23 protein-coding genes are annotated in these 26,224 nt (G+C 34.2%); 11 read left to right on the top strand and 12 right to left on the bottom strand.

Going from position 1 to position 26,224, the window contains the following annotated elements; translation table 11 throughout:
* Positions 1-116: 116 nt before the first annotated feature.
* The 3 genes from KZH69_RS03020 (at position 117) to KZH69_RS03010 (ending at position 1,629) form a co-directional block, all read left to right on the top strand.
* The gene (locus KZH69_RS03020; protein ID WP_439649419.1) at positions 117-692 is read left to right on the top strand and encodes a MarC family protein; all 576 of its coding nucleotides are present in this window, start codon (positions 117-119) and stop codon (positions 690-692) included.
* Between the two features lie 125 nt (positions 693-817).
* The gene (locus tag KZH69_RS03015; protein WP_077378243.1) at positions 818-1,021 is read left to right on the top strand and encodes a hypothetical protein; all 204 of its coding nucleotides are present in this window, start codon (positions 818-820) and stop codon (positions 1,019-1,021) included.
* Between the two features lie 2 nt (positions 1,022-1,023).
* The gene (locus KZH69_RS03010) at positions 1,024-1,629 is read left to right on the top strand and encodes an FAD-dependent oxidoreductase (protein WP_219315983.1); all 606 of its coding nucleotides are present in this window, start codon (positions 1,024-1,026) and stop codon (positions 1,627-1,629) included.
* Positions 1,630-1,667: 38 nt separating this feature from the next.
* On the opposite strand, the gene KZH69_RS03005 is transcribed toward KZH69_RS03010, so the two are convergent.
* The 3 genes from KZH69_RS03005 to KZH69_RS02995 form a co-directional block, all read right to left on the bottom strand.
* Positions 1,668-3,263: a S41 family peptidase gene (locus tag KZH69_RS03005; protein WP_219315982.1), complete on the bottom strand. Its 1,596-nt coding sequence runs from the start codon at positions 3,261-3,263 to the stop codon at positions 1,668-1,670.
* An 87-nt stretch (positions 3,264-3,350) separates the two neighbouring features.
* Entirely contained in the window at positions 3,351-3,785 is a 435-nt protein-coding gene (locus KZH69_RS03000) for a deoxycytidylate deaminase (RefSeq protein ID WP_219315981.1), read from the bottom strand.
* An 8-nt stretch (positions 3,786-3,793) separates the two neighbouring features.
* Positions 3,794-4,387 (bottom strand): HupE/UreJ family protein, encoded by a 594-nt coding sequence (locus tag KZH69_RS02995; RefSeq protein WP_219315980.1) that lies wholly within the window; start codon positions 4,385-4,387, stop codon positions 3,794-3,796.
* Positions 4,388-4,574: 187 nt separating this feature from the next.
* Between KZH69_RS02995 and KZH69_RS02990 the strand changes: the two genes are divergently transcribed.
* The gene (locus tag KZH69_RS02990) at positions 4,575-5,006 is read left to right on the top strand and encodes a tellurite resistance TerB family protein (protein ID WP_219315979.1); all 432 of its coding nucleotides are present in this window, start codon (positions 4,575-4,577) and stop codon (positions 5,004-5,006) included.
* Between the two features lie 47 nt (positions 5,007-5,053).
* Here the strand turns inward: KZH69_RS02990 and fbp are convergent, their stop codons facing one another.
* Positions 5,054-6,073 carry a class 1 fructose-bisphosphatase gene (gene fbp / locus KZH69_RS02985; protein ID WP_219315978.1) on the bottom strand — a complete coding sequence of 340 codons (1,020 nt, stop codon included), beginning with the start codon at positions 6,071-6,073 and terminating at the stop codon, positions 5,054-5,056.
* Between the two features lie 170 nt (positions 6,074-6,243).
* On the opposite strand from fbp, the gene KZH69_RS02980 reads away from it, so the two are divergent.
* The 5 genes from KZH69_RS02980 to KZH69_RS02960 all read left to right on the top strand — a co-directional run bounded on the left by KZH69_RS02980 (position 6,244) and on the right by KZH69_RS02960 (position 13,503).
* On the top strand, positions 6,244-6,726 hold the full coding sequence (locus KZH69_RS02980; protein ID WP_219315977.1) for a GNAT family N-acetyltransferase: 483 nt from the start codon (positions 6,244-6,246) through the stop codon (positions 6,724-6,726).
* Positions 6,727-6,784: 58 nt separating this feature from the next.
* A complete protein-coding gene (locus KZH69_RS02975; protein ID WP_219315976.1) occupies positions 6,785-8,041 on the top strand; it encodes an aspartate kinase in 1,257 nt (418 codons plus the stop codon).
* Positions 8,042-8,214: 173 nt separating this feature from the next.
* Positions 8,215-11,646, top strand: a complete 3,432-nt coding sequence (locus KZH69_RS02970; RefSeq protein WP_219315975.1) for a DUF8818 domain-containing protein — start codon at positions 8,215-8,217, stop codon at positions 11,644-11,646.
* A gap of 66 nt (positions 11,647-11,712) precedes the next feature.
* Positions 11,713-12,246 (top strand): hypothetical protein, encoded by a 534-nt coding sequence (locus tag KZH69_RS02965; RefSeq protein WP_219315974.1) that lies wholly within the window; start codon positions 11,713-11,715, stop codon positions 12,244-12,246.
* Positions 12,247-12,441: 195 nt separating this feature from the next.
* On the top strand, positions 12,442-13,503 hold the full coding sequence (locus KZH69_RS02960; RefSeq protein ID WP_219315973.1) for a glycosyltransferase family protein: 1,062 nt from the start codon (positions 12,442-12,444) through the stop codon (positions 13,501-13,503).
* Positions 13,504-13,576: 73 nt separating this feature from the next.
* Here the strand turns inward: KZH69_RS02960 and phoU are convergent, their stop codons facing one another.
* From phoU to KZH69_RS02920, 8 genes are all read right to left on the bottom strand, one after another.
* The gene (gene phoU, locus KZH69_RS02955; protein ID WP_219315972.1) at positions 13,577-14,257 is read right to left on the bottom strand and encodes a phosphate signaling complex protein PhoU; all 681 of its coding nucleotides are present in this window, start codon (positions 14,255-14,257) and stop codon (positions 13,577-13,579) included.
* 98 nt (positions 14,258-14,355) lie between these two features.
* On the bottom strand, positions 14,356-15,114 hold the full coding sequence (pstB, locus tag KZH69_RS02950; RefSeq protein WP_219315971.1) for a phosphate ABC transporter ATP-binding protein PstB: 759 nt from the start codon (positions 15,112-15,114) through the stop codon (positions 14,356-14,358).
* 141 nt (positions 15,115-15,255) lie between these two features.
* The gene (gene pstA, locus KZH69_RS02945) at positions 15,256-16,200 is read right to left on the bottom strand and encodes a phosphate ABC transporter permease PstA (RefSeq protein ID WP_219315970.1); all 945 of its coding nucleotides are present in this window, start codon (positions 16,198-16,200) and stop codon (positions 15,256-15,258) included.
* 2 nt (positions 16,201-16,202) lie between these two features.
* Positions 16,203-17,441 (bottom strand): phosphate ABC transporter permease subunit PstC, encoded by a 1,239-nt coding sequence (pstC, locus tag KZH69_RS02940; protein ID WP_219315969.1) that lies wholly within the window; start codon positions 17,439-17,441, stop codon positions 16,203-16,205.
* 76 nt (positions 17,442-17,517) lie between these two features.
* Entirely contained in the window at positions 17,518-18,351 is an 834-nt protein-coding gene (locus KZH69_RS02935; RefSeq protein ID WP_219315968.1) for a PstS family phosphate ABC transporter substrate-binding protein, read from the bottom strand.
* A 30-nt stretch (positions 18,352-18,381) separates the two neighbouring features.
* Positions 18,382-19,755, bottom strand: coding sequence for a porin (locus KZH69_RS02930; protein ID WP_219315967.1), 1,374 nt, complete (start codon positions 19,753-19,755; stop codon positions 18,382-18,384).
* 199 nt (positions 19,756-19,954) lie between these two features.
* Positions 19,955-21,046, bottom strand: a complete 1,092-nt coding sequence (locus KZH69_RS02925; protein WP_219316066.1) for a sensor histidine kinase — start codon at positions 21,044-21,046, stop codon at positions 19,955-19,957.
* Positions 21,047-21,115: 69 nt separating this feature from the next.
* On the bottom strand, positions 21,116-21,799 hold the full coding sequence (locus KZH69_RS02920) for a response regulator transcription factor (protein WP_219315966.1): 684 nt from the start codon (positions 21,797-21,799) through the stop codon (positions 21,116-21,118).
* A gap of 239 nt (positions 21,800-22,038) precedes the next feature.
* Here KZH69_RS02920 and KZH69_RS02915 point away from each other — a divergent pair, with 239 nt between their 5' ends.
* Positions 22,039-24,789, top strand: coding sequence for a TonB-dependent receptor (locus tag KZH69_RS02915; RefSeq protein ID WP_219315965.1), 2,751 nt, complete (start codon positions 22,039-22,041; stop codon positions 24,787-24,789).
* 178 nt (positions 24,790-24,967) lie between these two features.
* On the top strand, positions 24,968-26,149 hold the full coding sequence (locus tag KZH69_RS02910) for a beta-helix domain-containing protein (protein WP_219315964.1): 1,182 nt from the start codon (positions 24,968-24,970) through the stop codon (positions 26,147-26,149).
* The last annotated feature ends 75 nt before the right edge of the window (positions 26,150-26,224 follow it).

Raw genomic sequence — 26,224 nt, 5'->3', positions numbered from 1 at the left:
CTGTTAAAAACCAGCATAGCAGATTTAATAATACAACTCTTAAAATAAAAAAATAAACGTATTTTTGAAGTATAAAAATGTTTTAGCCCAACTATTTATTAAAACAAAATATTATGATGGATTTCAATTTAAAGGAAATAATAACTGTAGGAATGGTACTTTTTGCTGTGATTGATATCGTAGGATCTATTCCAATTATAGTAGGACTGAGAGCCAAACACGGTCATATCGAATCAGAAAAAGCAGCATTGGTGGCAGGATTGATTATGATTTTGTTTTTATTTATCGGGGAGGAATTTTTAAGTCTAATTGGGATTGACGTGCATTCATTTGCCGTGGCAGGTTCATTTGTATTATTCTTTTTAGCCTTAGAAATGATTCTGGGCATTCGGATTTATAGAGACGAAGAAGCAAGTTCCGCCTCCATTGTACCATTGGCCTTTCCATTAATTGCAGGAGCGGGAACTATGACTACTTTGCTTTCTCTACGATCCCAATTTCACACCCTAAATATTGTCATTGCAATTGTATTAAACATTATATTGGTTTATATCGTTTTGAAATCATCGGGGAAAATTGAAAAAATGCTAGGACAAAATGGACTTGGTGTAATTCGTAAGACTTTTGGCGTAGTCCTTTTAGCAATAGCTGTTAAATTATTCGCCGCTAATGTTAAAGGTTTGTTTGTCTAGAAAAAAAAATTATAAATTTACTCCCTAATATTTTATTAGTTGAAGATTACATCCCTTTTTTTAGTATTTTTTATTTTAAAATTTGACTCGAAAAAATCTTTGACCCTTTTAAAAAAATTAAACCTATGAAAATTTTCACTAACATTTTAGTGCTTTTGGCAGTTGCGCTTCTTATCTTCAACATTACTTTAATCGATTTTCAAAATCCATTCAAAGGAGATAGCGTAGTGGCGTTCGTTGGTGTAGTCGCATCATTTTGTGCAGTTTTAATTCTTCTGATTTTTAGAATGTCTAAAAAAATAGTTGAAAAAATGAACGACAACGCCTAACAGTGTTTGACGTATTAATTATAGGTGGTGGCGTTTCAGGTATATCATGTGCAATGGTATTGGGTTCTGCCAAAAACAAAACATTTGTTGCCGATAAAAAAATTGGAATCCTTACCCACCAAAAGACTTCATCTCTTCAAGAAGCACTTTTTAATAATGCCTATGGAATTGCTCCAGGCAAACTAGGTTCTGAATTACTTACAGAAAGTATTGATCATTTATCCAACACTTATCCCCATATTATTCAAATCCCAGAGGAAAAAGTATTGAAAATAGAAGGTCTCTATCCCGAATTTACAGTTGTTACAAACAAAAACACATATAAAACTGCTACTATCGTAATTGGCATTGGATCAGCCAATACTTTTGCTATCGAAGGCTTAACGCAGTTTGTGGAACCGCATAAAAAAGCCCTTCCCGAAAAACAAAGGATTCAACTTAAGAATATTGACCATAAAGTCGCCGATGGTATTTATGTAATAGGAACTCTTGCGGGCTGGCGAAGCCAATTGGCTATTGCCGCTGGAAGTGGTGCCGCTGTCGCTACAGATTTACTTACTCTATGGAACGAGGGAATTCAGACGCATTCTCACGATAGCATTCGATAATAAAACCTCAAAAAAAACAGTCTGTTTTCAATTATTCTTTACTTTGAAGATTGAACTTTTGAATTTTGTTTCAACACGGCTTTTATCATAGCATCTTCTTTTAATACCATTTCATAATAATATTTGTCGCCATACAATTGTCTCGCAAACTCGGCATTTACATATCGTTTGACCAATACTTTATAATTACTTAAATTCACCTCTAAACCGTTTTGCGAAAGGTATTTTTGAAAAAAATTAAAATACAAATCAGTCGCATCGATTTTGCTTCGGAATTCTTCGAAAGTCAATTTCGCAAAGACATTTCTATTTTTGTCCAATTGTTCAAAAACAAAGTGACCTACAATTCCGGATTGCAGCAAATAGGAAACATTTTCTGCCCCATGTTCAGCTTCCAAAGGCACAAAAACATCAGGTACAATTCCGCCTCCACCGTATACTATTTTACCTTTTTTAGTTTTAAACTTTAGAGAATCGACTACTCTTATACTGTCTTTTTTATACAACTCCCCATGTAAAAAACGATTATCCGATTCTTTGAAGTACTCCTCATTCCCTTTGGAGTACGGTTTTTGAATGGATCTTCCTGTTGGCGTATAATATCTCGCAATAGTTAATCGCACAGCCGAACCATCATTAAAATCCATTTCACGTTGCACTAATCCTTTTCCAAAAGAACGACGACCCACAATAGTTCCGCGGTCATTATCTTGTATGGCTCCTGCCAGAATTTCACTTGCTGAGGCACTATTTTCATTAATTAAAACAAATACATTTCCGGCTTCAAAACTGCCTTGCTCAGTTGCATATGTTTTTTCGGTAGGTTCTTTTGTGCTTTTGGTAAAAACTATTAATTCTTTGTCTTTCAAAAATTCGTCGGCGATAGCAATCGCTTCCTCCATATACCCGCCACCATTATCCCGAACATCAATCACAAGTGTTTTAATTCCTTGTTTTTTCAAAGAAGTCAAAGCTGTTTTAAACTCATCAAAAGTAGTTTCGGCAAAACGATTGATCTTGATATAACCTGTGGTGTTATCCAAAAGCAAGGCAACATCAACGCTTTTCAAAGGAATAACATCACGTTTTATGGTTATCTTCATTTTTTTGCGTTCCGCTTTTCGATAAACTGTCAAAACAATTTGTGATCCTGCTTCTCCTTTTAGCGTTGCAAACAAACTGTCATTAGGCAATTTTCGACCAAATAACTTGGTTTTATCCGCATACAAAATACGATCACCCGCTTTGATTCCAGCTTTTGCCGAAGGCCCATTTTTAATCGGATTGATAACGGCAACAGAATCTTTAAACATGTAAAAATTAATTCCAATACCCACAAAATCACCTTTCATAGTCTCCGCAATTTCGGCTTGTTCACTCGGCGAAATATATACTGAATGCGGATCTAATTTTGCCAAAATATTATTAACGGTTAGACTTACTATCGAATCTGTATTGACATCATCAACATATTCATTGTCTATAAAATCAATCAGTTTATTGAGTTTTTCCTTAGTATTCTTTTTGGCTACAAAAGATTTGGACGAAGGAGTTCCAGATAAACTACCTATAAGGATTCCAAGTGCAAAAATGCCCCCAATAAGTATGGGTAGATATTTGTTGTCTAATTTCATATATGCAAAAGTTATTTATTAGAGATCATATATGTTATTTATTTGCATTTGCTTGCAACAAATTTGTTTTTAATGGCGATTTCATTTCTATTCTTCTTCCAAAACTGGAATATGTTCTACTTCGACACCAGCCTTCATTAAAAATTGTATTCCAGAATCATCTCGGTATCCATTGTGATACACTACTCTTTTTATCCCCGATTGATGTATTAATTTACTGCATTCCTTGCAAGGCGAAAGCGTGATGTACAAAGTCGCTCCTTCACAGGATTGCGTCGATCTGGCCACTTTTAGTATAGCATTTGCTTCCGCATGGAGAACATCCCAACGCGTCAATCCATCTTCATCTTCACAACAGTTTTCAAAACCAGAGGGCGTTCCGTTATAACCATCTGAAATAATCATACGGTCTTTTACAATGATTGCTCCTACTTTTTTCCTTTGGCAATAAGACAACAAACCCCATTCTGTAGCAATCCTAAGATAGGCTTTGTCGTATTTATTTAACTTTACTTTGTTCATATATTGAATTATCTTTTCCAGATTTCACTTTCCAGTATCATAGGCAACACCACCCCAATTATAAATGCCGACATCACTAATGTCCAATCACGTTTTGAAAAACGAAACACTGTTTGAACAATATACGACAAAATCAACACAACAATCACCACCACAATTTGAGCGGCTTCGATTCCTAATGCAAATTCGGCCATTGGCAATAACTTCGAGCTTGGACTTCCTCCTAAAATGGTTTTAAAATAATTAGAAAAACCTAAACCATGAATGATTCCAAAGAAAAGCGTAATTATAAAAACCAAATTGACACTTCCGTTTTTACTATTCTTCCCTGCAGTGAATAAATTATACACAGCCGTTATTAAAATCGTAATCGGAATGAGTAATTCTACCACATTTACTTTGATAGCGATGATTCCAAAAACCGAAAGGAACAGTGCGGTTGTATGACCTAAAGTAAACACTGTCACTAAAAGTAAAATTCTTTTCCAATCATTGAACGAGAAAGGAACAGACAACGCAATTAAAAACAAAACATGATCGTAGGAATGTATATCTAATACGTGTTTTAATCCTATTTGAAAGTAAATTAAAAATTCTGACATCGACATAATTTAATAAAATTGATATGGGGTTGTAAACTTACGATTAATTTTGAAAATGGAATATTTGAATAAAAAATCATTCTTCAAGAAAAATAAAATAGAGGTCAATCGTACAAAAAAATCACCAAAATTAAAACCAATCCTAAAAAATTAATTATCTTTATGTCAAACCTAAAACACCACTATTATGCCATTCTCCGATTTATTTAGCAGCGAATTCAACCAAGCAAACAAAGGTCATTTTTCAGCCATTGTTCGTGTCGCCTATGCTGGCGGAAATATTACAGAACAAGAACAAAAATTTTTGGACAAACTAGCAGTGGACCTTGAAATTTCTGATGAAGAATACAAAGAGATTTTAAAAGACCCGAACAAGTACCCGATCAACGCACCTTATTTATACATTGAAAGACTGGAAAGCCTCCACAAACTAGCGAGAATAGTTCGCCGAGATCATCAACTGGGCGATCAACAAGAACACCTAATGGTTAAATTTGCATTAGCATTAGGATTTACTCCTGCCAACGTGAATTATATTGTGGACAAAGCATTAAAATTAGTCGATAAACATGTAGATCTCGATACTTTTATTTATGAAATGAAAAACATGTACAAATAAAAATAGCTCCCAATTGGGAGCTATTTTTTTGGTTTAAATTCTTTGGTTTAATATTTACTCAGTTTTGCTTTATGCATAAATTCTTCTGCTTTTTCAACCATATTAAAGCTTCCGCAAAAGAAAGGTACTCTTTCATGTAACTCTGTTGGTTGTAATTCCATTATTCGATCAAAACCATCTGAAGCTTTCCCTCCTGCTTGTTCTACAATAAAAGCCATGGGATTGCATTCATACAACAAACGCAATTTCCCTTTTGGTGCTTTTTTACTGGTTGGGTAAATATAAATACCTCCTTTAATCATGTTTCTATGAATATCTGCCACTAAACTTCCAATGTATCGAGAAGTATAAGGACGATCTTCTTCCTCCAATTGACAATACTTGATATAATCTTTCACTCCCTGCGGAAAATGAACATAATTACCCTCATTGATGGAATAAATATTGCCATCTTCGGAGAATTTCATGTTGGGATGTGAAAGATAAAAAGTTCCAATAGCGGGGTTCAATGTAAATCCGTTTACTCCATGACCTGTAGTATACACAAGCATAGTTGACGTTCCATAAATTACGTAACCTGCCGCCACTTGATTAATTCCAGGTTGCAAAAAATCTTCCAAAGTTACTGGAGTCCCTATTGGTGTGATTCTTCTATAAACCGAAAATATAGTTCCAACAGTGACATTCACATCAATATTGGAGGATCCGTCAAGAGGATCCATCAAAACAACATATTTATTATTATGGCTGCTATCACTTCCTTCTACCGTAATAAAATCATCATTCTCTTCTGAAGCAATACCACAAACAATTTCCCTATTAATTAAGGTTTGAATAAAAATCTCATTGGCATATACATCCAATTTTTGTTGGTCTTCACCTTGAATATTTTGTTCTCCGGCTGCTCCTATTATATCAACTAATCCAGCTTTGTTAACTTTATAATTGACCACTTTAGCTGCCAAACGAATTGAGTTGATAATTCTGGATAATTCACCCGAGGAATACTGAAAGGCTTTTTGGTTTTCAATTATAAATTCTCCTAGTGTTTTGTTTTGTTCTTCCATTACGAAATCGATGTAGTTAGTTTGAAGTCACAAATATCGTTTTTTTTGTGAAAATGAAAAGAATAATACTTAGATAGTTTATCAGTATTGTATATTTGCTACATATTTCATAAAAACAAGTTCCTAATTGACTGTTTTTTAATATAATTCAAGAATAATAATACGATATCATGAAAATACGTAAAGGAAAAAAAGAGGACATGCATGGTGTTTTGACACTAATTAAGGAGCTAGCTGTATTCGAAAAAGAGCCTGATGCCGTTTTGATTACCGAAGAAGATCTTGTCCGTGATGGTTTTGGAACAAATCCTTTATTTCATGTTTTTGTTGCCGAAGTTAAAAATGAAATCGTAGGCATTGCTTTATATTATTATCGTTATTCAACCTGGAAAGGAAAAACAATCCATTTGGAAGATTTAGTTGTCAAAGACAGCATGCGTGGTACAGGATTAGGTTATGCTTTGTATTCTGAAATAATTAAACAAGCCAAAAAAGATCAAGTTCGTAGAATTGATTGGAATGTATTGGACTGGAACACCTCGGCAATTGATTTTTACGAAAAATCAGGGGCAAAAGTTCTAGACGAATGGAGAGTAGCTCAAATGGATGAAGCTGGAATTACCTATTTTGTAGATAACAAATTAAGAAAATAAAATACGATTTCGTTTAGGACTAAAACTCTGAAATTTGAAATCAAAAATCTGAATTAAAATGAGGGTATTTAAATTTGGTGGTGCTTCCGTAAAAGATGCAGCCGGTATCAAAAACGTCTATGACGTTTTGCAACAAGTGGGTTATGAAGATGTATTAGTGATTGTTTCGGCAATGGGAAAAACGACTAATGCTCTTGAAGAGGTTATTAAAAACTATTTTGACAAATCGCCTGAATTAAATTCATCGGTACAAGAAGTTAAAAAATACCACAATCAAATCTTATTGGATTTGTTCGAAAACGATAAAAATGAAGTTTTTGCAGCAGTGAATGCTCAGTTTGCTGATTTAGAATATTTCTTAGCTCATAATAAATCTCCAAATTATAATTTTGTTTACGACCAAATCGTAAGCTACGGAGAATTGATCTCAACAACTATTTTGAGTCATTTCATGTCTTTCAAAGGAATCCAAACCCAATGGTTGGACGTTAGAAACTTTGTAAAAACGGATTCTACTTATCGTGATGCTGAAGTGGACTGGGATTTGACGCAAAAGAACATTGCCAATAACATAAAACGCAAAATACTAAATATCACTCAAGGATTCTTAGGTTCTGACGAAAATAATTTCACAACCACTTTAGGTCGTGAAGGATCGGATTATAGTGCCGCTATTTTTGCTTATTGCCTGAATGCCGAAAGCGTAACCATCTGGAAAGACGTTCCAGGAGTTATGAATGCCGACCCAAGATATTTTGAAAATGCAAGTTTGCTGAATCAAATTTCATATCGTGAAGCTATCGAATTGGCATTTTACGGAGCATCGGTTATTCACCCAAAAACATTACAGCCTTTACAGAAAAAAGAAATTCCGTTGTATGTAAAATCATTTATCAATCCTTTGTTGCCCGGAACCCGTGTAGCCAAAGGAGCTGATCTGGAGCCTTATTTACCTTGCTTTATTGTAAAAAGAAATCAATTGTTGATTTCTTTATCTTCGATAGATTTCTCTTTCATCATGGAAGAAAACATCAGCGAAATCTTTGGTTTGTTTCATCAATTCAAACTTAAAGTGAATTTAATCCAAAATTCGGCAATTAGTTTCTCTGTATGTGTAGAAGATAAATTTGGAAATTTCAACGAGCTGAATGCGATCCTTTCTAAAAAATTCAAAGTAGATTTTACCGAAAATGTGACTTTATACACCATCAGACATTTTAACGAAAACGCAGCTCAAACGGTTGAAGAAAACAAAACGGTGCTGCTAAAACAAGTAAGTAGAGAAACGATGCAGATTGTGACCAAAGAGAATTAAATATTGCTTAGGTTAATTATAAAAAATGGAAGTCGTTAATTCGGCTTCCATTTTTTGTTTTTCTAAAAATCATATTCTTAAAATCATTTTTGCATCCTGAATTGTGACATCTACTAATTAACACAATATAAAATAATAAACACTATTTTTGACACTTTGGAGTTATACTATTTATGTTAAAAAAAGTATTATTTTGGATTGTCGTTTTTTATTTTTCTGGGCTTCAGGCGCAAGAAATAGATTCGGGCTACAGCTCCAAAAAAGTAGCTTTTACAACAGATACTATTCATTTGGAATCCGTAAGTATCAACTCCAGTTTTTTTAAAATCTTGGATGCCAAGAACCAAGTTGTTGACAGCACTTTATACCAAATTGATTTCCCCAAAGGCTTTCTTTTATTCAAAAACCAAAACCTGTCTCCAAATGATTCCCTTACTGTTCATTATCTAAAACTACCCGATGTTCTCACCAAAGAATATACGATTTACGACAGTAGCAAAATCCTGGACAATGATGCAATCAATCAAAATTTATACAAAATAGAACCCTTCTCGATACCAAAAAACATTCCATTTGATGGTCTTGTCGCATCCGGAAGCCTTTCCAGAAGTGTTACTGTTGGCAACAATCAAAATGCGGTCGTCAATTCGAATCTAGACTTTCAAATTACTGGAAAAATATCCGAAAAAGTGAATATTCGAGCTTCCATTCAAGACACGAATATTCCCGTTCAGGAAGGCAGTTACTCGCAGCGATTGAATCAATACGACAACATTTTTATGGAACTTTTTACGGATAATTGGAATGTTCGAGCGGGAGATGTCTTTATTGGCAACAGTACTACGCGATTCCTAACTTTCAACAAAAAAATACAAGGATTATCAGCCACTGTCAATTTCGGGAATGATGACAAAAAAACTAATGTTTTTGTCTCGGGCGGACTCGTGACCGGGAATTATGCCAGCAGTAATTTCAAAGGACAAGAAGGCAATCAAGGGCCCTATAAGTTAGTTGGAAAAAATGGTGAATTATATGTATTGGTCATCATTGGCTCTGAACGTGTTTATGTCAATGGTGTTCTATTAAAAAGAGGCGAAAACAACGACTACGTCATCGATTATAATTCGGGTGAAATTATATTTACCCCACAATTTTCTATTACCTCCGAAATGCGAATTGTAGTCGAATATCAATATTCTGAAAACAACTATACCCGGTTTATCACTTATGACGGCGGAAGTTTTACTGACAAAAAGTGGAATTTTGGAGCCGCTGTCTATTCCGAAAATGATTTGAAAAATCAGCCGGTCCAGCAAAACCTTTCCAAAGATCAAGCTCAAATTTTGGCGGATGCCGGAGACAATCCCAATTTGATGATTGCTCCATCTGCAACACTTGATGTCTATGATCAAAAGAAAATACAGTATAAAAAAACGATCCTTGGGACAACCTCTTATTATGAATATTCTACAAATCCTGATGACGAATTATACAATGTACAATTTACTTTGGTAGGTCAAGCCAAAGGAAATTACATACTAACAAATCCAACCAGCGTAGATCGAATATTTGAATATGCCGCTCCTGCAAATGGGATTCCTCAAGGAAATTATGAACCCATTATACAATTAATAGCACCCATAAAAGCTCAAGTAGCCACTTTCTTTGGAAAATACAATCCTTCGGACAAAACTAACCTCGATTTTGAATTGGCCATTAGCAACAATGATAAAAATTTATTCTCATCAATAGACGACAACAACAACCAAGGATTGTCAGGCGAAATCAACGCCAAACAACGACTGTATTCCAAAAAATGGAATATAGATGCTTTTGCCAATTTCCAAGGCGTACAAGCAGAATTTAAACCCGTAGAACGCATTAACAGTATCGAATTCTATCGAGATTGGAATATCAACACTACAATAACGGGTAATCAGAGCTTATTGGGAACGGGCTTCAATTTTAGTTTGATGCCAAATAAAGATTCTACAAACGCTGCTACAATTACCTATACTTTTCAAAAACTGGCTCTTGCCAACAATTATTCAGGTATAAAAAACAACCTAAACGCAGGATTCGAATTTAAGAATTGGAACATTAAGAGTGATGGAAGTTATTTAAAAAGTGACGACGTGGAAAATACATCAAGATTTTTGAGAAACTTTTCACATGTTCGCTACAATTCTAAAAAAAATTGGATTGGTAGTACTTTACGTTTTGAAGACAATCAAGACAAAAATAAAGTAACCCAACAATTCTCTTTGCTAAGCCAACGCTTTTCGGAGTACGGAATCTATGCGGGTCATGGGGATAGTACCAAAGTTTATGTCCAATTGGGTTACATAAAAAGAATAAATGACAGTGTTCAAAACGGACTCCTTCAAAGAGTAAACATCTCTAAGAGTTATAATTTTCAATCCAAACTATTCAAAACAGACAGTCGGGAAGCATCCTTATTTATCAATTACCGACTGTTGAATTATACCGATCCTGCTTTAAAAACTGCACCTTCATTAAATGCAAAAATGCAGTACAACGATCAGTTTTTTGACAAATTGATTCAGAGCAATACACTTTACCAAACCAATTCGGGAACCATGCCCTTTCAAGATTATACTTATGTAGAAGTTCCGGCTGGCCAAGGAAAATACACCTGGAATGATTACAATGGCAATGGGATAAAGGACTTGGAAGAATTTGAAATCGCAGCTTTTTCGGACTTGGCGACCTATACCAAAATCTTTTTACCGAACCAAATTTATATTAAAACCAACCAAAACAGATTCTCCCAGTCTTTTATAATAAACCCCATTATTTGGCAAAACGATAAAAATTTCAAGAAAACACTGTCTTATTTTTATATGCAGACTGCCTTTATTATGGATCGAAAAATTAAAAATGACGGAGAACATTTAGACTTAAATCCATTTGAATCGACAGAAGAAGATATTTTGGGACTAATAAAAACTTTTACCAACAGCTTATCTTACAACAGAGGAAAAAGGGACCATTCCGTTACTTATACATTTACAAAAAATGAAACACAAAATTTAGTGTCTATTGGCACAATTCAAAACAAAAACAGCTTTCATCAGCTGCAATACCAGCACTTATTGCAAAAAAGCTGGCTATTTGATGCTCTTGTCAAAACCATTCAAACTGCAACTGAATCCAAAACATTTGCCGAAAAAAACTATACAATTGAAGGTTATTTATGGACTCCAAAAATCAGTTATCTATTCTCCAAGAACGTCAGTTTGGATCTTTTTTATGAATACATCAATAAAGAGAATAAAATTGGTAGTTTAGATACTCTAAAACAAAATCGATTTGGTACTACTTTAAGTTATACTGGAAGTTCAAAATTTAACATAAACAGTGAGATTTCTTTGTATGAAAATGATTTTGTGGGAAATGAATTTTCCTCCGCTGGATATCAAATGTTAGAAGGATTACAAAGAGGACAAAATGTAACCTGGAGAACACTTTTTCAAATGAATTTGACTAAATTTTTGGATTTGAATTTTGTGTACCAAGGCCGAAAAAGTGAAACAAGTGATGCAATTCATACAGGAAGTGTAGAATTAAGAGCTTATTTTTAAGCTCTTAGATAACCTACATTTAAAAAAAAGTAGTAAATTTAATTCCAATTTAAATATTATATAGATATGAAAAAATTATTGTTATTCAGCTTCTTCTTTATTGTATCGAATACTTTTTACGGACAAACAAGCAAGACCACAGCAAAAACAGCTACAGAAAAAGCAACAAAAGACACCAAAAAAACAACAGAAAAAGTTACCAAGGATTCAAAAGCAACTGCTGACAAAACAACAAAAGACGTTAAAAAAACTACCGATAAAGTAACCAAAGATTCAAAGTCAACTGTTGACAAAACAACAAAAGATGTTAAAAAAACTACCGATAAAGTAACCAAAGATTCGAAAGCAACTGTTGACAAAACAACAAAAGACGTTAAAAAAACTACGGATAAAGTAACCAAAGATTCAAAGTCAACTGTTGACAAAACAACAAAAGATGTTAAAAAAGAAGTCGCTAAATCCACAGACAAATCAAAATCTGCTGCCAAATCAGCCGACAAAGTAACAGGAGAATACAACGGCAAAAAGGTATATACTGGGCCTCAAGGCGGTAAATATTACATCAATTCAAACGGAAACAAAACCTATATCAAACAATAGATTTGTTTTTGAAATACTATTAAGGCTATCCTAAATTGGTTAGCCTTTTTTTATTTACTTTCAATTATCTGTATTACTACGGCACGGAAAATCCTATTTTATTTAATTAAATAATCTTTTAGTAATACATTGCAAACATTTAAAAAAGAAGCATCCATTATCTTTAGACTTACAACTACTAAGTAAGACTGCCACATGAATTTGAACTCCGAAAATAAAACCATTTTGATAGCACCCTTGAATTGGGGACTGGGTCACGCTACCCGCTGCATCCCTATTATCAAAGCATTGCAAGAAAATAATTTTTCCCCAATAATTGCTTCTGATGGAATTGCTCTTGAGTTACTTCGAAAAGAATTCCCTTATTTAAAAACCCTTGAGTTACCTTCCTACCAAATTGAATATGCCAAAAATGCTAAAAATTTTAAATGGAAATTGATAAAAAGCCTCCCCAAAATGCTAGAAGCTATTTGGGAAGAAAAAAGAATCGTAAAAAAATGGATTCAAAAATATGAAATAGACGGAATCATATCCGATAATCGTTTGGGGGTTTTCAGCAATAAAATTCCATCAGTATTCATAACCCATCAATTGAATGTCATGACAGGAAACACAACTTGGATTACCAGTAAATTACATCAACAAATTATCAAAAAATATTCAGCATGTTGGGTTCCCGATGTCAATGCAAAACTGAATCTCACAGGTAAATTGGGACATTTAGAAAACAACTCTTTAACACTACAATACCTTGGACCATTGAGTCGCATGCACAAAATGGCACTTCCCATACAGTATGACTTGATGATTATTTTATCCGGACCTGAACCCCAACGCGGATTATTGGAAACCCATCTTACCGAAGAAGTCAAACGGTTTGAAGGAAAAGTAGTTTTCATAAAAGGAATCATTCAACCCGAACAAAAAAAGGAACAAATAGGAAATGTAACCTACTATAATTTCATGAAAACCCGCCAACTCGAGCAAACTTTCAACGAAAGTAAAAAAGTGCTTTGCCGTTCCGGTTACACAACGATTATGGATTTGGTAAAACTCAATAAAAAAGCATTTTTTATTCCAACTCCGGGGCAATACGAGCAAATCTATTTGGCTGAAAAACTGCAAAAAGAAGGTTTAGTTCCTTTTGCAACCCAAGAGAACTTTAGAATTGAAAACCTTTCGAAAATAGAACAATTCAAAGGACTTCCACAACTGGACACTAATGTTAACTGGGAAGAGTTATTTAAAGTTTTTTAAAAAAACAAAAAGTCGGAACAAAAATAACTGTTCCGACCCTTTTCTATTTACAATATTCAAGTTTGAATGCCGATTATTCCTCAGCCTTTAAATCATCCGATTTATCGTGTTTGATAATTTTTGCATTAACCGTAAAATAAACATACTCCGCGATATTGGTACAATGCTCCGAAATGCGTTCCAAATGTTTTAAAACAATCACCAGATTGGTTCCTGAAACCACAGCTTTTGAATTCACCTTCATTTCATTGATAATATCATGAATGGCATCTTCACAGCTGTTTCTAATGTCCTTGTTTAAAACAAATATCACTCCAGTTGCATTACCATCTTGTGAGGCAAAACAATTATTGGTTTTAACTGTAATCAATTCAACTTGTCTGGCAATATCAGCAATATCAAATTTTAGAATCAAATCGTGTTTTTCCTTTATGTTTTTTGCCTTTTTTACAATGCTAATGGACAAATCTCCTATTCGCTCAATCTCATTACTGATTTGCATCGCCGACATAATAAAACGTAAATCAGAAGCAACAGGTTGCTGCAAAGCAAAAATACTTTGACAAATCTCATCTATTTTGATATCTAATTTATCAATTTTGTTTTCAGTTTTTTTTATGATTTTTCCTTCAGCGGCTTCTGGTTCCTGTAAAAGTATTTTGACTGCTTCGCTCACTTGACCTTCAGCCAATTTCCCAATCTTTTTAATAATACTTTTTAAGTTATCTAGTTCCATTTCGAAATGTGTTGCCATTGTATTTTATTTAAAATTGAAGAAGTTTATAAATTTAATAGTCTATAAGTTTAATAGTTTAGTCAACTATTATACCAAAACTAATATACTTAAAACTATTAACCAAATCTTCCTGTAATATAATCTTCCGTTTGTTTTTGTACTGGTTTGGTAAATATAGAATTTGTTTTTCCCATCTCTATTAAATTACCCATATAAAAAAAAGCTGTATGATCACTCGTTCGAGCTGCTTGTTGCATATTATGTGTCACAATAATAATAGTATATTGTTCCTTTAATTGATGCACTAATTCTTCAATTTTAGAAGTTGAAATAGGATCCAAAGCACTTGCTGGTTCATCCATCAAAATAATATCAGGGCTCACCGCCAATGTTCTGGCAATACACAAACGTTGCTGTTGACCTCCAGAAAGCCCTAAAGCCGAATCGTCCAAACGATCTTTTAACTCATCCCAGATAGCCGCTTGGCGCAAAGAAGTTTCAACGATTTCATCCAATTCCGTTTTATCTTTCATTCCATTAATTCGAGGTCCATAGGCAATATTCTCATATATCGATTTTGGGAAAGGGTTTGATTTTTGAAAAACCATACCAATTTTCTTTCGGATATTGACAACATCAACATTTTTGTCGTAAATATCAACTCCTTCCACTAACATTTTCCCAGTAATCGAAACACTTGGAATAAGGTCATTCATCCTGTTAATACATCTCAAAAAAGTTGATTTTCCACAGCCTGAGGGTCCAATTAAAGCTGTTACCTTGTTGGCCGGAATATCCATTGTGATTTCGTTCAAGGCCTTTTTATCTCCGTAGTATAATGATAAATCATTAACCTTTATTTTTATGTCTTTCATGTGTAGATATTTCTTGTTTTTATTGGTCACATGTAATTCGCATTACTACTATTATTAGTTTTTGCAACCTATTTACAATGATGCTCATTTCATTGTTTATTTGTTGAGTCTAAAATAATGATTTATTTAGTCGATTGAATATTATTTTGCTTTTCTTCTGATTCTTGACCTAATAATTACCGCCACAACATTTAATGATAATGTCAAAATCAACAATACCAAAGTGGTTGCAAATTGTATTGGCATGGTTTTCTCTACATCTGAAGATTGAGTGGACATAATGTAAACATGATACCCCAAATTCATAAATTGATCACTCAAAGACCCTGGTAGTGTAGCCAAATAATAAGCTGCTCCTGTAAATAATATTGGGGCAACCTCACCGGCACCTCTACTTACAGCAAGAATAGTACCCGTCATAATTCCCGAAACAGAACCGGGAAGCACTACTTTTTTTATTGTTTGCCATTTGGTTGCGCCAAGTGCCAAACTGGCTTCTCTCAATTCACGAGGAATGGTTTTCAAGGCCTCTTCAACAGACACTATAATAACTGGTAAGGTTAATAAAGCCATCGTTAAGCTCGCCCAAAGAATATTAGGCTGTCCCCAACGCAATTCACCTCCATTAAAAGCAGTATCAGCACCAGCACCCAAAAATTGGATAAAAAACCCAAGACCGAAAAGACCAAATATAATCGATGGCACAACTGCCAATGTACGAACGGAGAATCGAACCGCAGCTGCAAATTTAGAGTTCTCACTTGCATATTCTGTTAAGTACAAAGCAGTGATTGTTCCAAAAGGCACTGCCGCAATAGACATAACGATAACAAGAATAAAAGTCCCTATTAAGGCTGGGAAAATTCCACCCTCGGTCATTCCATTTGTTGGAAAAGAAGAAATAAATTCCCAAGAAAATTTAGATCGTCCTTGATAAACAATAACCGCCAAAATAATAAAAAGGATCGAAATGATAAGTATCACGGCTAACTGCGTTAAACCAACAAAAATTTTCCCTTTTATATCTGAAGTGCTCTTTCTACTCGAAAAAAAGTGACCTTCTGATTCATTTAATACTTTATCCATAATTATTTCCCTTGGAATTTTTTCAATAATTTGCCTTTAACATAAAACTCAGCTACAGCATTTAAAGCAAATGAGAAGATGAAAAGTAAAGACCCTATAAAAAACAAGACGCTATAGTGAGTATCCCCAAAGACAGTCTCAGACATTTCAGCACCAATAGTGGCTGCAAAAGTACGCACGCTTTCAAATGGATTGGCTGACACCAAAGCTGCATTTCCAGTTGCCATCAAAGCAATCATGGTTTCCCCAAAAACCCTTCCCACGCCCAATAACAACGCAGCAAAAATACCAGGTGTTGCCGCCGGTAAAACCACAAAAAAAGCAGTTTGCCATTTGCTCGCGCCCAATGCTAAACTTGCTTCGGTGTATGTTTTTGGAACCGCCGCCAATGCATCTTCTGAAATGGTATAAATAATAGGAATAGCAGCCAAAGCCATCGCTACTCCACCTACAAAAGCATTCAATCTGGAGTCATAACCGAAAACGTCCTGGAAAAAACTAGCCAAAACCATTAAGGCAAAAAAACCAATAACAACAGATGGAAACGCAGCCAGCATTTCGATAATAGGTTTGATAATTTCCTTGACTCTCTTTGAAGCGAAACAAGAAGTAAACAATGCCGCTAGAACAGCTAAAGGTCCAGCGATAAGCATTGCAATAATAGTCACTTTTAAAGTGCCAATTAACAATCCCAACAATCCAAATCTAGGATTTTCAGAAACGGGAACCCATTCTGAAGTAAAAAAAGTATTCCAGGTTTTATCTGAGCCTTCTTGATTTTCAGAAACAGCTCCCACTGATTCGTCCTCTGCTGGAACTGATAAATCTTCTTTTGGTGCATCGCCATATACTTCCGGCTTTAAATCGTCCGCAGGTTCAGAACCATACGTTTCAGGTTTCAAATCCTTAGTAGTTTCTGTACCATAGGATTCTGGTTTTAGATCTTCCGCGTTCTCAGTACCATAGGATTCTGGTTTTAAATCCCCCTCAGGTTCAGTACCGTAGCTTTCAGGTTTATTAGCACTTGTTGCTTGAGCTTCAGTTTTTGCTTTAGCATCACTTCCAAAACTAAATAGTGGCAATGACTCTTTGAAAACAAAAATGAAAATTAAAAATATAATCGCTATTGATAAAAAAGCAATCATAGAAATAAATTTCTCAGCAAGAAATTCAGAAAGCCTGAATTGTTTTTTCAAACTTTCCTGCGTAAAAGTTTTTTTGATAGGTGATTCGGAATTCATCTAATATATTTAAGAATTCATATAGTTTAAACACAAATATCCCCCACTTAAAAAATGAGGAATATTTAACTTACTATTATTTCAACGGATAATAACCCACTTCTTCAATAATCGCCTGACCTGCAGGGCTCAAAATCCAATCGATAAATGCTTTCGCCTCACCAGTTGGTTTCGATTTCAAATACATATATAAATACCTTGCGATAGGATAAGTATGATTTTTAATAGTTGCTGCAGTAGGCAAAATAGCTGGACTTTTATCATCTTTCTTTACGGCACAATCTTTTACTCCCTCTGCATAAGCAGCTCCACCGTAGCCAATTGAATATTTATCTTTTTTTACTGCATTTACTATAGCAGCAGTTCCAGGTAATGTCTGACAAGTTGGCGAAAAATCTGTTCTCACTACGTTATCTTTGAAAAATCCAAATGTACCTGAACTACTTTCTCTTCCGTATAATTTGATTGTAGCATCCGGTCCTCCTACTTGGCTCCAATTGGTAATTTTTCCAGCAAAAATTTGTCCGATTTGTTTCAAAGTTAAAGTAGTAACTGGATTGGCTTTATTCAAATAAACAGACAAACCATCTTTTGCACAAGGAATTTCAACTCCTAATGTACCGTATCTAGCTTTCAATTTCTCTACTTCAGAAGCTTTAATAGGACGGCTTGAATTGGCAATATCGGTTGATCCATTGATTAATGCTGCCAAACCTACTCCAGATCCACCACCAGTCACTTGAATAGAAGTTCCTGGGTTTTTCTTCATATATACCTCAGCCCATTTTTGAGATAAAATAACCATTGTATCAGACCCTTTTACGGTCACTTTATTTATAGTGGTGAATGAAAATCCAATTCCCATTACAACCATTAGTATCAATACTGTTTTTAATTTTGTTGTTTTCATTTTGATATAAATTATTAATTTTATTTATTTTTAAAAGCTTGCTTGAAATCTTAGTGTTGTTGTATTATTTTTAACATCGTCGTTATAAATACCACCCACAGTAGTACTTGTTTCATTAATTGGCATTGTATAACCCAATCCTATTTTTGTATTTGTTGTAAAGAAGTAGTGAAAAGCAAACCCCCAAGTATGAACTTTCAAATCTTGAGCAACAGTTACTTCATTTCCTTTCAATTTATTATTTGGATCCCAAGAATCATATCGTGCACCTGCTTGAAATTTAGTTCCAAAATTTTTCTCTAATGTGACATAATAACCTGTAAATTCTCTCTCACCGCTAAAATTAAATGAAGGGTTATTATTTACGATAGCAGAACCTGCCGTCCCTGAAATCACCCCTTTATTAAATTCAGATTTCAAAGCTAAACCTCCAAGTAAATCACTAAAAACCTGCATTTCAGCTCCAAACCATTGTTTTTTTAATTTATCTCCAACAGCTGCTGTAAAAGGATTACTGTTAACATCACTGTAAGTACCCGCAGCAAAAACAGTATTTTTACCAAAATATCCATTGGCTCCAAAATCAATTCCTAAACCTTGCTTTGGAAATTGTAAAGAATAAGTTGTTCTTATTACAAAATCTTTTTCACTATCCACATCTGTAACTTGATTAGCAATTGGTCCCTCTCCAAAGTTACCATTAAATGCAGCGATGTCAATTTTCAAAGGAATCTCATATTGAGTTGCTAAATTCATACTTATTTTTGCACCTAAATCTCTTTCCTGTGGATATAAAATTCCTGACATTCTACTTCTTTCCATTATTATCCTATCTCTTGAAGAAAATTCAACTTCATAATCTGGTCTATTGAATTGACCTATCCACAATTGAAAACTATTAATCCAAGGATCATTTAATTGAACATAAGCATCTTTAAGAGTTACTGCACTAAATGAAAAGTTAGGTTGTAAAACAAAAATCACTCCTTCTAATGGTTGATACGTAAACTTTATCCTAGCTCTTCTTATGTTAAAAGAATTGTTCACATCGACAGAATTGGTAGCCAACGGCACATTGGTCTCAGAAGTACCTGGCTTAAGCTGATAATAAGAGGTTTTTGCGGGAGTTGTTCCACTTGCAGGTGTTACCACAGGTATATCTTGATAATTATACATTTCGAACTGAACTTGCATATATCCTGATATCTTTAATTTCGACATTCTGTCTACTTGCTCTTGCATAGGCGACAATTGTTCGTTTAGAGCATCAAATTTCAATTGATGTTCATTAATGGCTTGTTGTAATGAGTCAAGACTAATTGATTTAATTGAGTCATTTTCAACTTCTTGAGCACTAACCACACCGCAAACCGATACCAGTATTGCAACAATAACTTTTTTCATTTTCTTTAAATATGAATGTTAATTTGGCGCAAAGGTGATACTGCAATGTTAAGTTAAAGTTAACACAATGTTATTTAGATGATAATTTAATGTTAATCGGTTTTTTCTTAAATAAATATAAGGTATATTTTCTTATTTTTAAATTAATTTTAAATTGAAAATCAGCTGTTTATAAATTTTTATCAAAGTTAACAAATGTTTAATTTAATTTCTTCTTTAAGCCAAATTGATCGGTGATAAATGTTTTTTCTAAAGTAAACGAAAACTCAGAGCCAATTCCAAACTCACTTTCCACATAAATTTTCTCTTTATGTGCTTCAATAATATGTTTCACTATGGAAAGACCTAAACCTGAACCTCCCTCCGATCGAGATCCACTTTTATCAACTCTATAAAAGCGTTCAAAAAGACGCGGGATATTATGTGCTTCAATCCCTTCTCCATTATCGGTAACGCGAACCAAGACTTTTTTATTAGTCAAATTAACTATTGAAACTTCGGTCAAACCGCCTTCTTTTCCGTACTTTATGGAATTGACAATTAAATTTTCGACCACTTGCTGAATTTTATCCTTATCACCATTAACAAAAATGGGCTGAATGCTATCATTTTCGAATGCCAAAGTGATATTCTTTTTATCGGCTTTCATTTCCAGCAAATCAAAAACATTGTGAATCAGTTTTACGATATCAAATTTTGTAAACTCCAGATTCAAATCTCCAGATTCTAATTTGGTAATCATATCCAAATCTTCTACAATATAAATAAGTCGCTCTACTCCTTTTTCGGCACGTTTCAGATATTTTTTTCTAATGGATTTATCATCCATCGCACCATCTATAAGAGTTGACAAATACCCCTGAACGGTAAATAATGGAGTTTTAAGCTCATGCGAAACATTTCCTAAAAACTCTCTTCTGTATTCTTCCCGTATTTGAAGCATTTCGATTTCTAACTTTTTATCGGTAGCAAACTTCTTTACTTCCCGGGTTAAAGTTTCCATATCGGTAGTGATTGGCTTATTGATAAACGTACTCGATTCTAAGAGTGCAACGTCATCGTATATTTTTTTAACTCTTCGGTATATAAATCGTTCTACGCGGTATTGTAACACAAAAAACGAAAACACATAAACAAAAAACAGACTAATAAAACCAAACGACAGTATGCCACTAAAAGAAGATTTGAACAGTATTGCTGAAAGAATCATACAAAATCCCGAAACAAATAAACTGATATATAGAGATGATTTTATAGCAAATTTGTAACTCTTTTTAAAATTGACTTTCATTTGTGATATTGCACGCGATAGTATAGACATTGAAAAGATTTTAAAAACCTTTCAAAAGTACCAAATTATTTAAACTTCAAATTTATAACCAACTCCTTTTATGGTTTTGAAAAGATCATCCCCAATTTTTTCACGAAGTTTTCTAATATGAACATCGATTGTTCTACCACCAACAACAACATCATTCCCCCAAACTTTGTCTAAAATTTCTTCTCTTTTAAACACTTTCCCTGGCTTGGATGCCAATAAATAAAACAATTCGAACTCTTTTCTTGGTAAAGCAATTTCGATATTGTCTTTTACAATTTTATATTCTTCACGGTTGATTTCTATTCCGCCAACATTTAGCGTTTCGCTGTTTTGGTCTTGTTCTTTCAATCTTCGTAACAAAGCCTTGACTTTACTAACCAATAATTTTGGTTTAATCGGTTTTGTGATATAATCATCGGCACCAGCATCAAATCCAGCAACTTGGGAATAATCTTCGCTTCTGGCTGTCAAAAACGTAATAATCACATTATTCAACTCTGGAATTCTTCTAATATGCTCGCATGCCTCCATTCCGTCCATTTCTGGCATCATGACATCCATAATAATAAGGCTCGGCAATTCTTTTTTAGCTTTTTCAATAGCATCTTTACCATTTACGGCAGTAACTATTTGGTAACCTTCCTGCGCTAAGTTATAGCCTACAATTTCTAAAATATCTGGTTCATCATCAACCAGAAGAATCTTGGTGTTTCTTTTCTTCATATTTAATAGCAAAAAATTAAGCTTTTCTATTGTATTTGATCCTTAGCAGGATACAACGACTTTTTATTGCAATGTAAAAGTAATAATAAACCAGAAGTAACAATACAAAAAACAAGGACTTAACCTTAATTTAATATGTTAACAATTTTATAATAATTCTGACATCGATTCATAACTTGATGTTAACACAAAAACTAGAATCCTGCCATTTATTTGCAAAAAATTAAATACTACACAAAATGAAATTAAAATTTCTATTCTTTACACTATTTATTTGCGCTATTGGTTTCTCTCAAAATAAAGGAACAATAACAGGTGTTTTACTAGACAAAGATTCCGGAAATCAATCCTTACCATTTGCCAATGTGCTGATAAAAGGAACAAAAATTGGCGCAAACACAGACATAGAAGGAAAATACACAATTACTATAGCCCCAGGAAATTACACTGTACAATTTAGTTTTCTAGGCTACGAATCTGTAGAGGTACCTGTAACTGTTGTTACCAACGAAACAGTAACACTGAATAAATCATTGGGTTCTGGAAGTTACACACTGAAAGACGTAGTAGTGAAAGCAAATGTAAACAGGCAAAAAGAAACAGTTTTGTTATTGGAACAAAAAAATGCAGTCGAAATCAAACAAACTATTGGAGCACAAGAACTATCCAGAAAAGGGGTAAGTGATGTTGCTACTGCTGTGACGAAAACAACTGGGATCACAAAACAAGAAGGTTCAGGCGCTATTTTTGTAAGAGGTTTAGGAGACCGTTACAATTCTACTACTATGAACGGCTTACCAATCCCTTCGAATGATCCTGAAAAGAAAAACCTTAATTTAGACATCTTTTCAACAGACATTTTAGAATATGTTTCCATAGACAAAGTGTACAACAGTAAATTGTTTGGAGATTTCGCTGGAGGAAACGTCGATATTGTATCCAAAGATTACAAAGGAAATGGATACTTAAGACTTGACATTGGGTCTGAAGTAAACAGCAATGCTATCGGTAATGATACCTTTTCATTACACAAAAACATTAGTACTTCTGGCTTTAGTATTCCTGCGATCCCAAGCAATCCATTAACCCAATATAATTACAACACTTTACAGCTTGACTCCAAAAGTCCAATAGGAAGTTCTATAACTCTTACAGGTGGTAAATCATTTGATACAGGTGGCGATAGCAAATTAAATCTTTTCGCAACTGTTTCGTTTACCAATGACTATACTTCCAGAAATAACGGTTCCGCAAAAGGGAGCGTGAATGGCAATGGAGTTATTAACAAGGATTTCAAAACGTATACCCTTGACAGCTATAACACCAATTTTACAGCAATGACAAATCTTAGCTATAAAATTAACAACAGCAATAAAGTAAACTTCAATACTGTTTTCATAAATACCTCATCATTAAGCAAAGAAGAATATTCTGGATACATTGTTGATATCGCTAATGATGGAAACGGATTTATTCGCAGAAACAAATATGAAAAAAACAGCTTGTGGATCAATCAATTATTAGGGGAACACAAATTCAATGACCGTTCGAAGTTCAATTGGGGGCTTTCTGCCAATATGATCGATGGAAACATGCCAGATAGAACACAAAATATTACAAGAAAAGAACCAAACGGCTATGTTTTATCAAGCATTTCTGCACCAGACAACCATAGATACTTCCAGAAATTATCTGAAAATGAAACTGCAGCTAATTTAGCTTTTGATTATAAATTCAATAAAACTGGAGAAGGCGAATACAAAGGTAAATTTACCTTAGGATACAACGGAAGATTTAAAACAAGAGACTTCGAAGCTACACAATTTAACTTTAAAGCCAACCAAGGTTTTACCAACACAATTGTAGACCCAAACAATCTGGATTTGTTTTACAACCAACAAAATCTAGACAATGGCTACTTCGAAATCACAACGTTTAGAGGTAATTCTCAAGTTTCAAACGCATTGAAACCTCAAACATACAATGGGGAACAATACATAAATGGCGGCTACTTGAACACCGAATACAAATGGGAGAGGCTTTCGGGTGTACTTGGTTTAAGAGGAGAATATGTATTCCAAAATGTAGAATGGAACACCCAACTTGACCCAAGTGGTGGGAAAAATGAATTAGACAAAGTTGCGATTTTGCCCAGTTTGACTTTGAAATATGAATTGACCGAAAAACAAAACTTGCGTTTTGGGTTTAGCAAAACGTATACATTACCTCAATTCAAAGAAAGAGCCTTATTTGTATACGAAGATGTTACTGAAGTAAAAGTTGGTAACCCAAACCTATATGCTTCTGATGATTACAACCTAGATTTAAAATGGGAAATGTTCGCAAAAAGTGAAGAATTGATATCCATAACCGCTTTTGGAAAATACATTCAAAACCCAATGAATGAAGTTACCATTGCCTCTTCAACAAATGATATTTCCTTTATTAACACAGGAGATTTTGGTTATGTTGGAGGAGCGGAATTAGAATACCGCAAATTACTTTTAAATATTGATGAAACCAACTCAAAGAAACTTTCTGCAGGAATAAACGCTTCTTATTTGTATAGCAATCAAGATTTAAGCACCGAAAAAGTAATCGCTGAAACAGATTACAATGTAGTATTTACAAATAAAGAAAGCAGGTTTACTGGCGCATCTGATTTATTATTAAATGCTGACATTTCCTTATTTAATGAATGGAACAACAAAGAAAGTAATTTGAACACAACCATTGCCTATACTTATTTTTCCGATAGAGTATATGCAATTGGGACAAATGACAGGGGCGATTTAGTTGACAAAGCTTTTGGCTCATTAGACTTTATTGCAAAAACCAAATTAAACAAAAAACTTGGTCTCGATTTTGTAGCAAAGAATATTCTAGACCCCACAATTGACAGAGTTCAGGAAAACAAAACTGAAGACATTAATGTTTTATCATACAAAAAGGGACTTACATTTAGCCTAAGCCTAAACTATCAATTTTAAAAACCTAAGGGCAGCTAATCACTGCCCTTTTTATATGTGAATTTTGTTAACATTGGAAACAGTATCGTAATGATAATGTAAAGTTTAATTAAACTAACATTCACAATGGCTTAACCTATAAAAAAATAAATCATGCAATCTTTGCCCTAACAAAAACATGTACAAAACTATTAAAATCATGAAAAAATCTTTCTTACAATTATTCGGAATTCTTGCTGTAACTGCATCATTCTTAACTAGCTGTTCAAGCGACAGCAACAATGAAACACCTTCATCAACATTTGTTGTAGATGCTAATAACTTTCAAGGAACTATAAAAGATGGAGAAGTTATCCTTTCAGCTAGCACAACATACAAATTAACTGGAAAATTACAAGTAAATGCAGGCGCTACATTAACCATTCCTGCAGGAACTAAAATTGAGGGTACTGGTGGAACTGCATCCTACATTGCTGTATCACAAGGTGGAAAAATAAACGTAAATGGAACTAGCGCAAATCCTGTAATCATGACAAGTGGTTTGGTTACTAAAAAAGCTGGTGACTGGGGAGGCTTAGTAATTTGTGGTAAAGCTCCAATCAACCGTGTAACTGGAGGAACAAGTACTGCACAATCTGAGGTTGCCGACTTAACTTACGGTGGTACCATTGCAAATGATAATTCTGGATCAATCAGATATTTAAGGATTGAATATGCTGGAGCCGCTTTCAACAGCGAAAAAGAATTTAATGGCGTTTCCTTATTTGCAGTAGGGTCTGGAACTGTTTTCGAATATGTAGAAGCGTATCACGGTGCTGATGACGGCTTTGAGTTTTTTGGAGGAACTGTAAACACTTCAAATCTTATCTCATACGGTAATGAAGACGATCAATTTGACTGGACAGAAGGTTGGATGGGAACAAACACTAATTGGTATGGCAAATTAGCTTTCGGAAAAGGAAACAGAGGTATTGAAGCAGACAACTTTGAATTAGGTTTTGCAAATACTCCATTATCAAATCCTTCAATCACAAACATCACATTAATTGGAGCTGGAATTGCTGCTGATGCAACAATTTACACAGAAAACCAAGCTATGAAAATGAGAAGAGGAACGAGAGGAATTTTGTCAAACGTAGTATTGAGTGACTTCAAAACAGGAATCGACGTAGAGCACGACGAAACTATTGCAGGTGTTGGAACATCGTTAAAAGCTTCAAATGTAAATTTTTCAACTATTCCTACAAAAACTAAAGGAAAGAAAACAGACGCAACTTCAGCTGACGTAACTGCTGTAGCGACTGAGTCAGCTACTGCAACTGGTGCCGGTAATGGTGTTTCTGCTCCAACTTGGGCTTCAGGATGGTCTGTAGGCTTGTAATCATTTCAATATAAAAACTTACAAAAGAGACTGTTCTAAAAAAACAGTCTCTTTTTTTGCTTGGATTTTGAATAT

This window comes from Flavobacterium taihuense (assembly GCF_019351435.1).
GTDB lineage: Bacteria > Bacteroidota > Bacteroidia > Flavobacteriales > Flavobacteriaceae > Flavobacterium > Flavobacterium taihuense.
The sequence above is the reverse complement of the archived record's forward strand: the minus strand, read 5'-3'. Positions and strand labels throughout refer to the sequence as shown.

What these genes read in the sequence shown, in the direction of transcription:
- KZH69_RS02975 (WP_219315976.1), top strand. Translation starts at nt 6,785, where the DNA reads ATGAGGGTATTTAAATTTGGTGGTGCTTCCGTAAAAGATGCAGCCGGT.
- KZH69_RS03000 (WP_219315981.1), bottom strand. Translation starts at nt 3,785, where the DNA reads ATGAACAAAGTAAAGTTAAATAAATACGACAAAGCCTATCTTAGGATT.
- KZH69_RS02920 (WP_219315966.1), bottom strand. Translation starts at nt 21,799, where the DNA reads ATGAAGAAAAGAAACACCAAGATTCTTCTGGTTGATGATGAACCAGAT.
- KZH69_RS02960 (WP_219315973.1), top strand. Translation starts at nt 12,442, where the DNA reads ATGAATTTGAACTCCGAAAATAAAACCATTTTGATAGCACCCTTGAAT.
- KZH69_RS02915 (WP_219315965.1), top strand. Translation starts at nt 22,039, where the DNA reads ATGAAATTAAAATTTCTATTCTTTACACTATTTATTTGCGCTATTGGT.
- fbp (WP_219315978.1), bottom strand. Translation starts at nt 6,073, where the DNA reads ATGGAAGAACAAAACAAAACACTAGGAGAATTTATAATTGAAAACCAA.
- KZH69_RS02910 (WP_219315964.1), top strand. Translation starts at nt 24,968, where the DNA reads ATGAAAAAATCTTTCTTACAATTATTCGGAATTCTTGCTGTAACTGCA.
- KZH69_RS02990 (WP_219315979.1), top strand. Translation starts at nt 4,575, where the DNA reads ATGCCATTCTCCGATTTATTTAGCAGCGAATTCAACCAAGCAAACAAA.
- KZH69_RS02980 (WP_219315977.1), top strand. Translation starts at nt 6,244, where the DNA reads ATGAAAATACGTAAAGGAAAAAAAGAGGACATGCATGGTGTTTTGACA.
- pstC (WP_219315969.1), bottom strand. Translation starts at nt 17,441, where the DNA reads ATGAATTCCGAATCACCTATCAAAAAAACTTTTACGCAGGAAAGTTTG.
- KZH69_RS02935 (WP_219315968.1), bottom strand. Translation starts at nt 18,351, where the DNA reads ATGAAAACAACAAAATTAAAAACAGTATTGATACTAATGGTTGTAATG.
- KZH69_RS03005 (WP_219315982.1), bottom strand. Translation starts at nt 3,263, where the DNA reads ATGAAATTAGACAACAAATATCTACCCATACTTATTGGGGGCATTTTT.
- KZH69_RS02995 (WP_219315980.1), bottom strand. Translation starts at nt 4,387, where the DNA reads ATGTCAGAATTTTTAATTTACTTTCAAATAGGATTAAAACACGTATTA.
- KZH69_RS02965 (WP_219315974.1), top strand. Translation starts at nt 11,713, where the DNA reads ATGAAAAAATTATTGTTATTCAGCTTCTTCTTTATTGTATCGAATACT.
- KZH69_RS02930 (WP_219315967.1), bottom strand. Translation starts at nt 19,755, where the DNA reads ATGAAAAAAGTTATTGTTGCAATACTGGTATCGGTTTGCGGTGTGGTT.
- pstB (WP_219315971.1), bottom strand. Translation starts at nt 15,114, where the DNA reads ATGAAAGACATAAAAATAAAGGTTAATGATTTATCATTATACTACGGA.
- KZH69_RS02925 (WP_219316066.1), bottom strand. Translation starts at nt 21,046, where the DNA reads ATGAAAGTCAATTTTAAAAAGAGTTACAAATTTGCTATAAAATCATCT.
- KZH69_RS02970 (WP_219315975.1), top strand. Translation starts at nt 8,215, where the DNA reads ATGTTAAAAAAAGTATTATTTTGGATTGTCGTTTTTTATTTTTCTGGG.
- pstA (WP_219315970.1), bottom strand. Translation starts at nt 16,200, where the DNA reads ATGGATAAAGTATTAAATGAATCAGAAGGTCACTTTTTTTCGAGTAGA.
- KZH69_RS03020 (WP_439649419.1), top strand. Translation starts at nt 117, where the DNA reads ATGGATTTCAATTTAAAGGAAATAATAACTGTAGGAATGGTACTTTTT.
- KZH69_RS03015 (WP_077378243.1), top strand. Translation starts at nt 818, where the DNA reads ATGAAAATTTTCACTAACATTTTAGTGCTTTTGGCAGTTGCGCTTCTT.
- phoU (WP_219315972.1), bottom strand. Translation starts at nt 14,257, where the DNA reads ATGGCAACACATTTCGAAATGGAACTAGATAACTTAAAAAGTATTATT.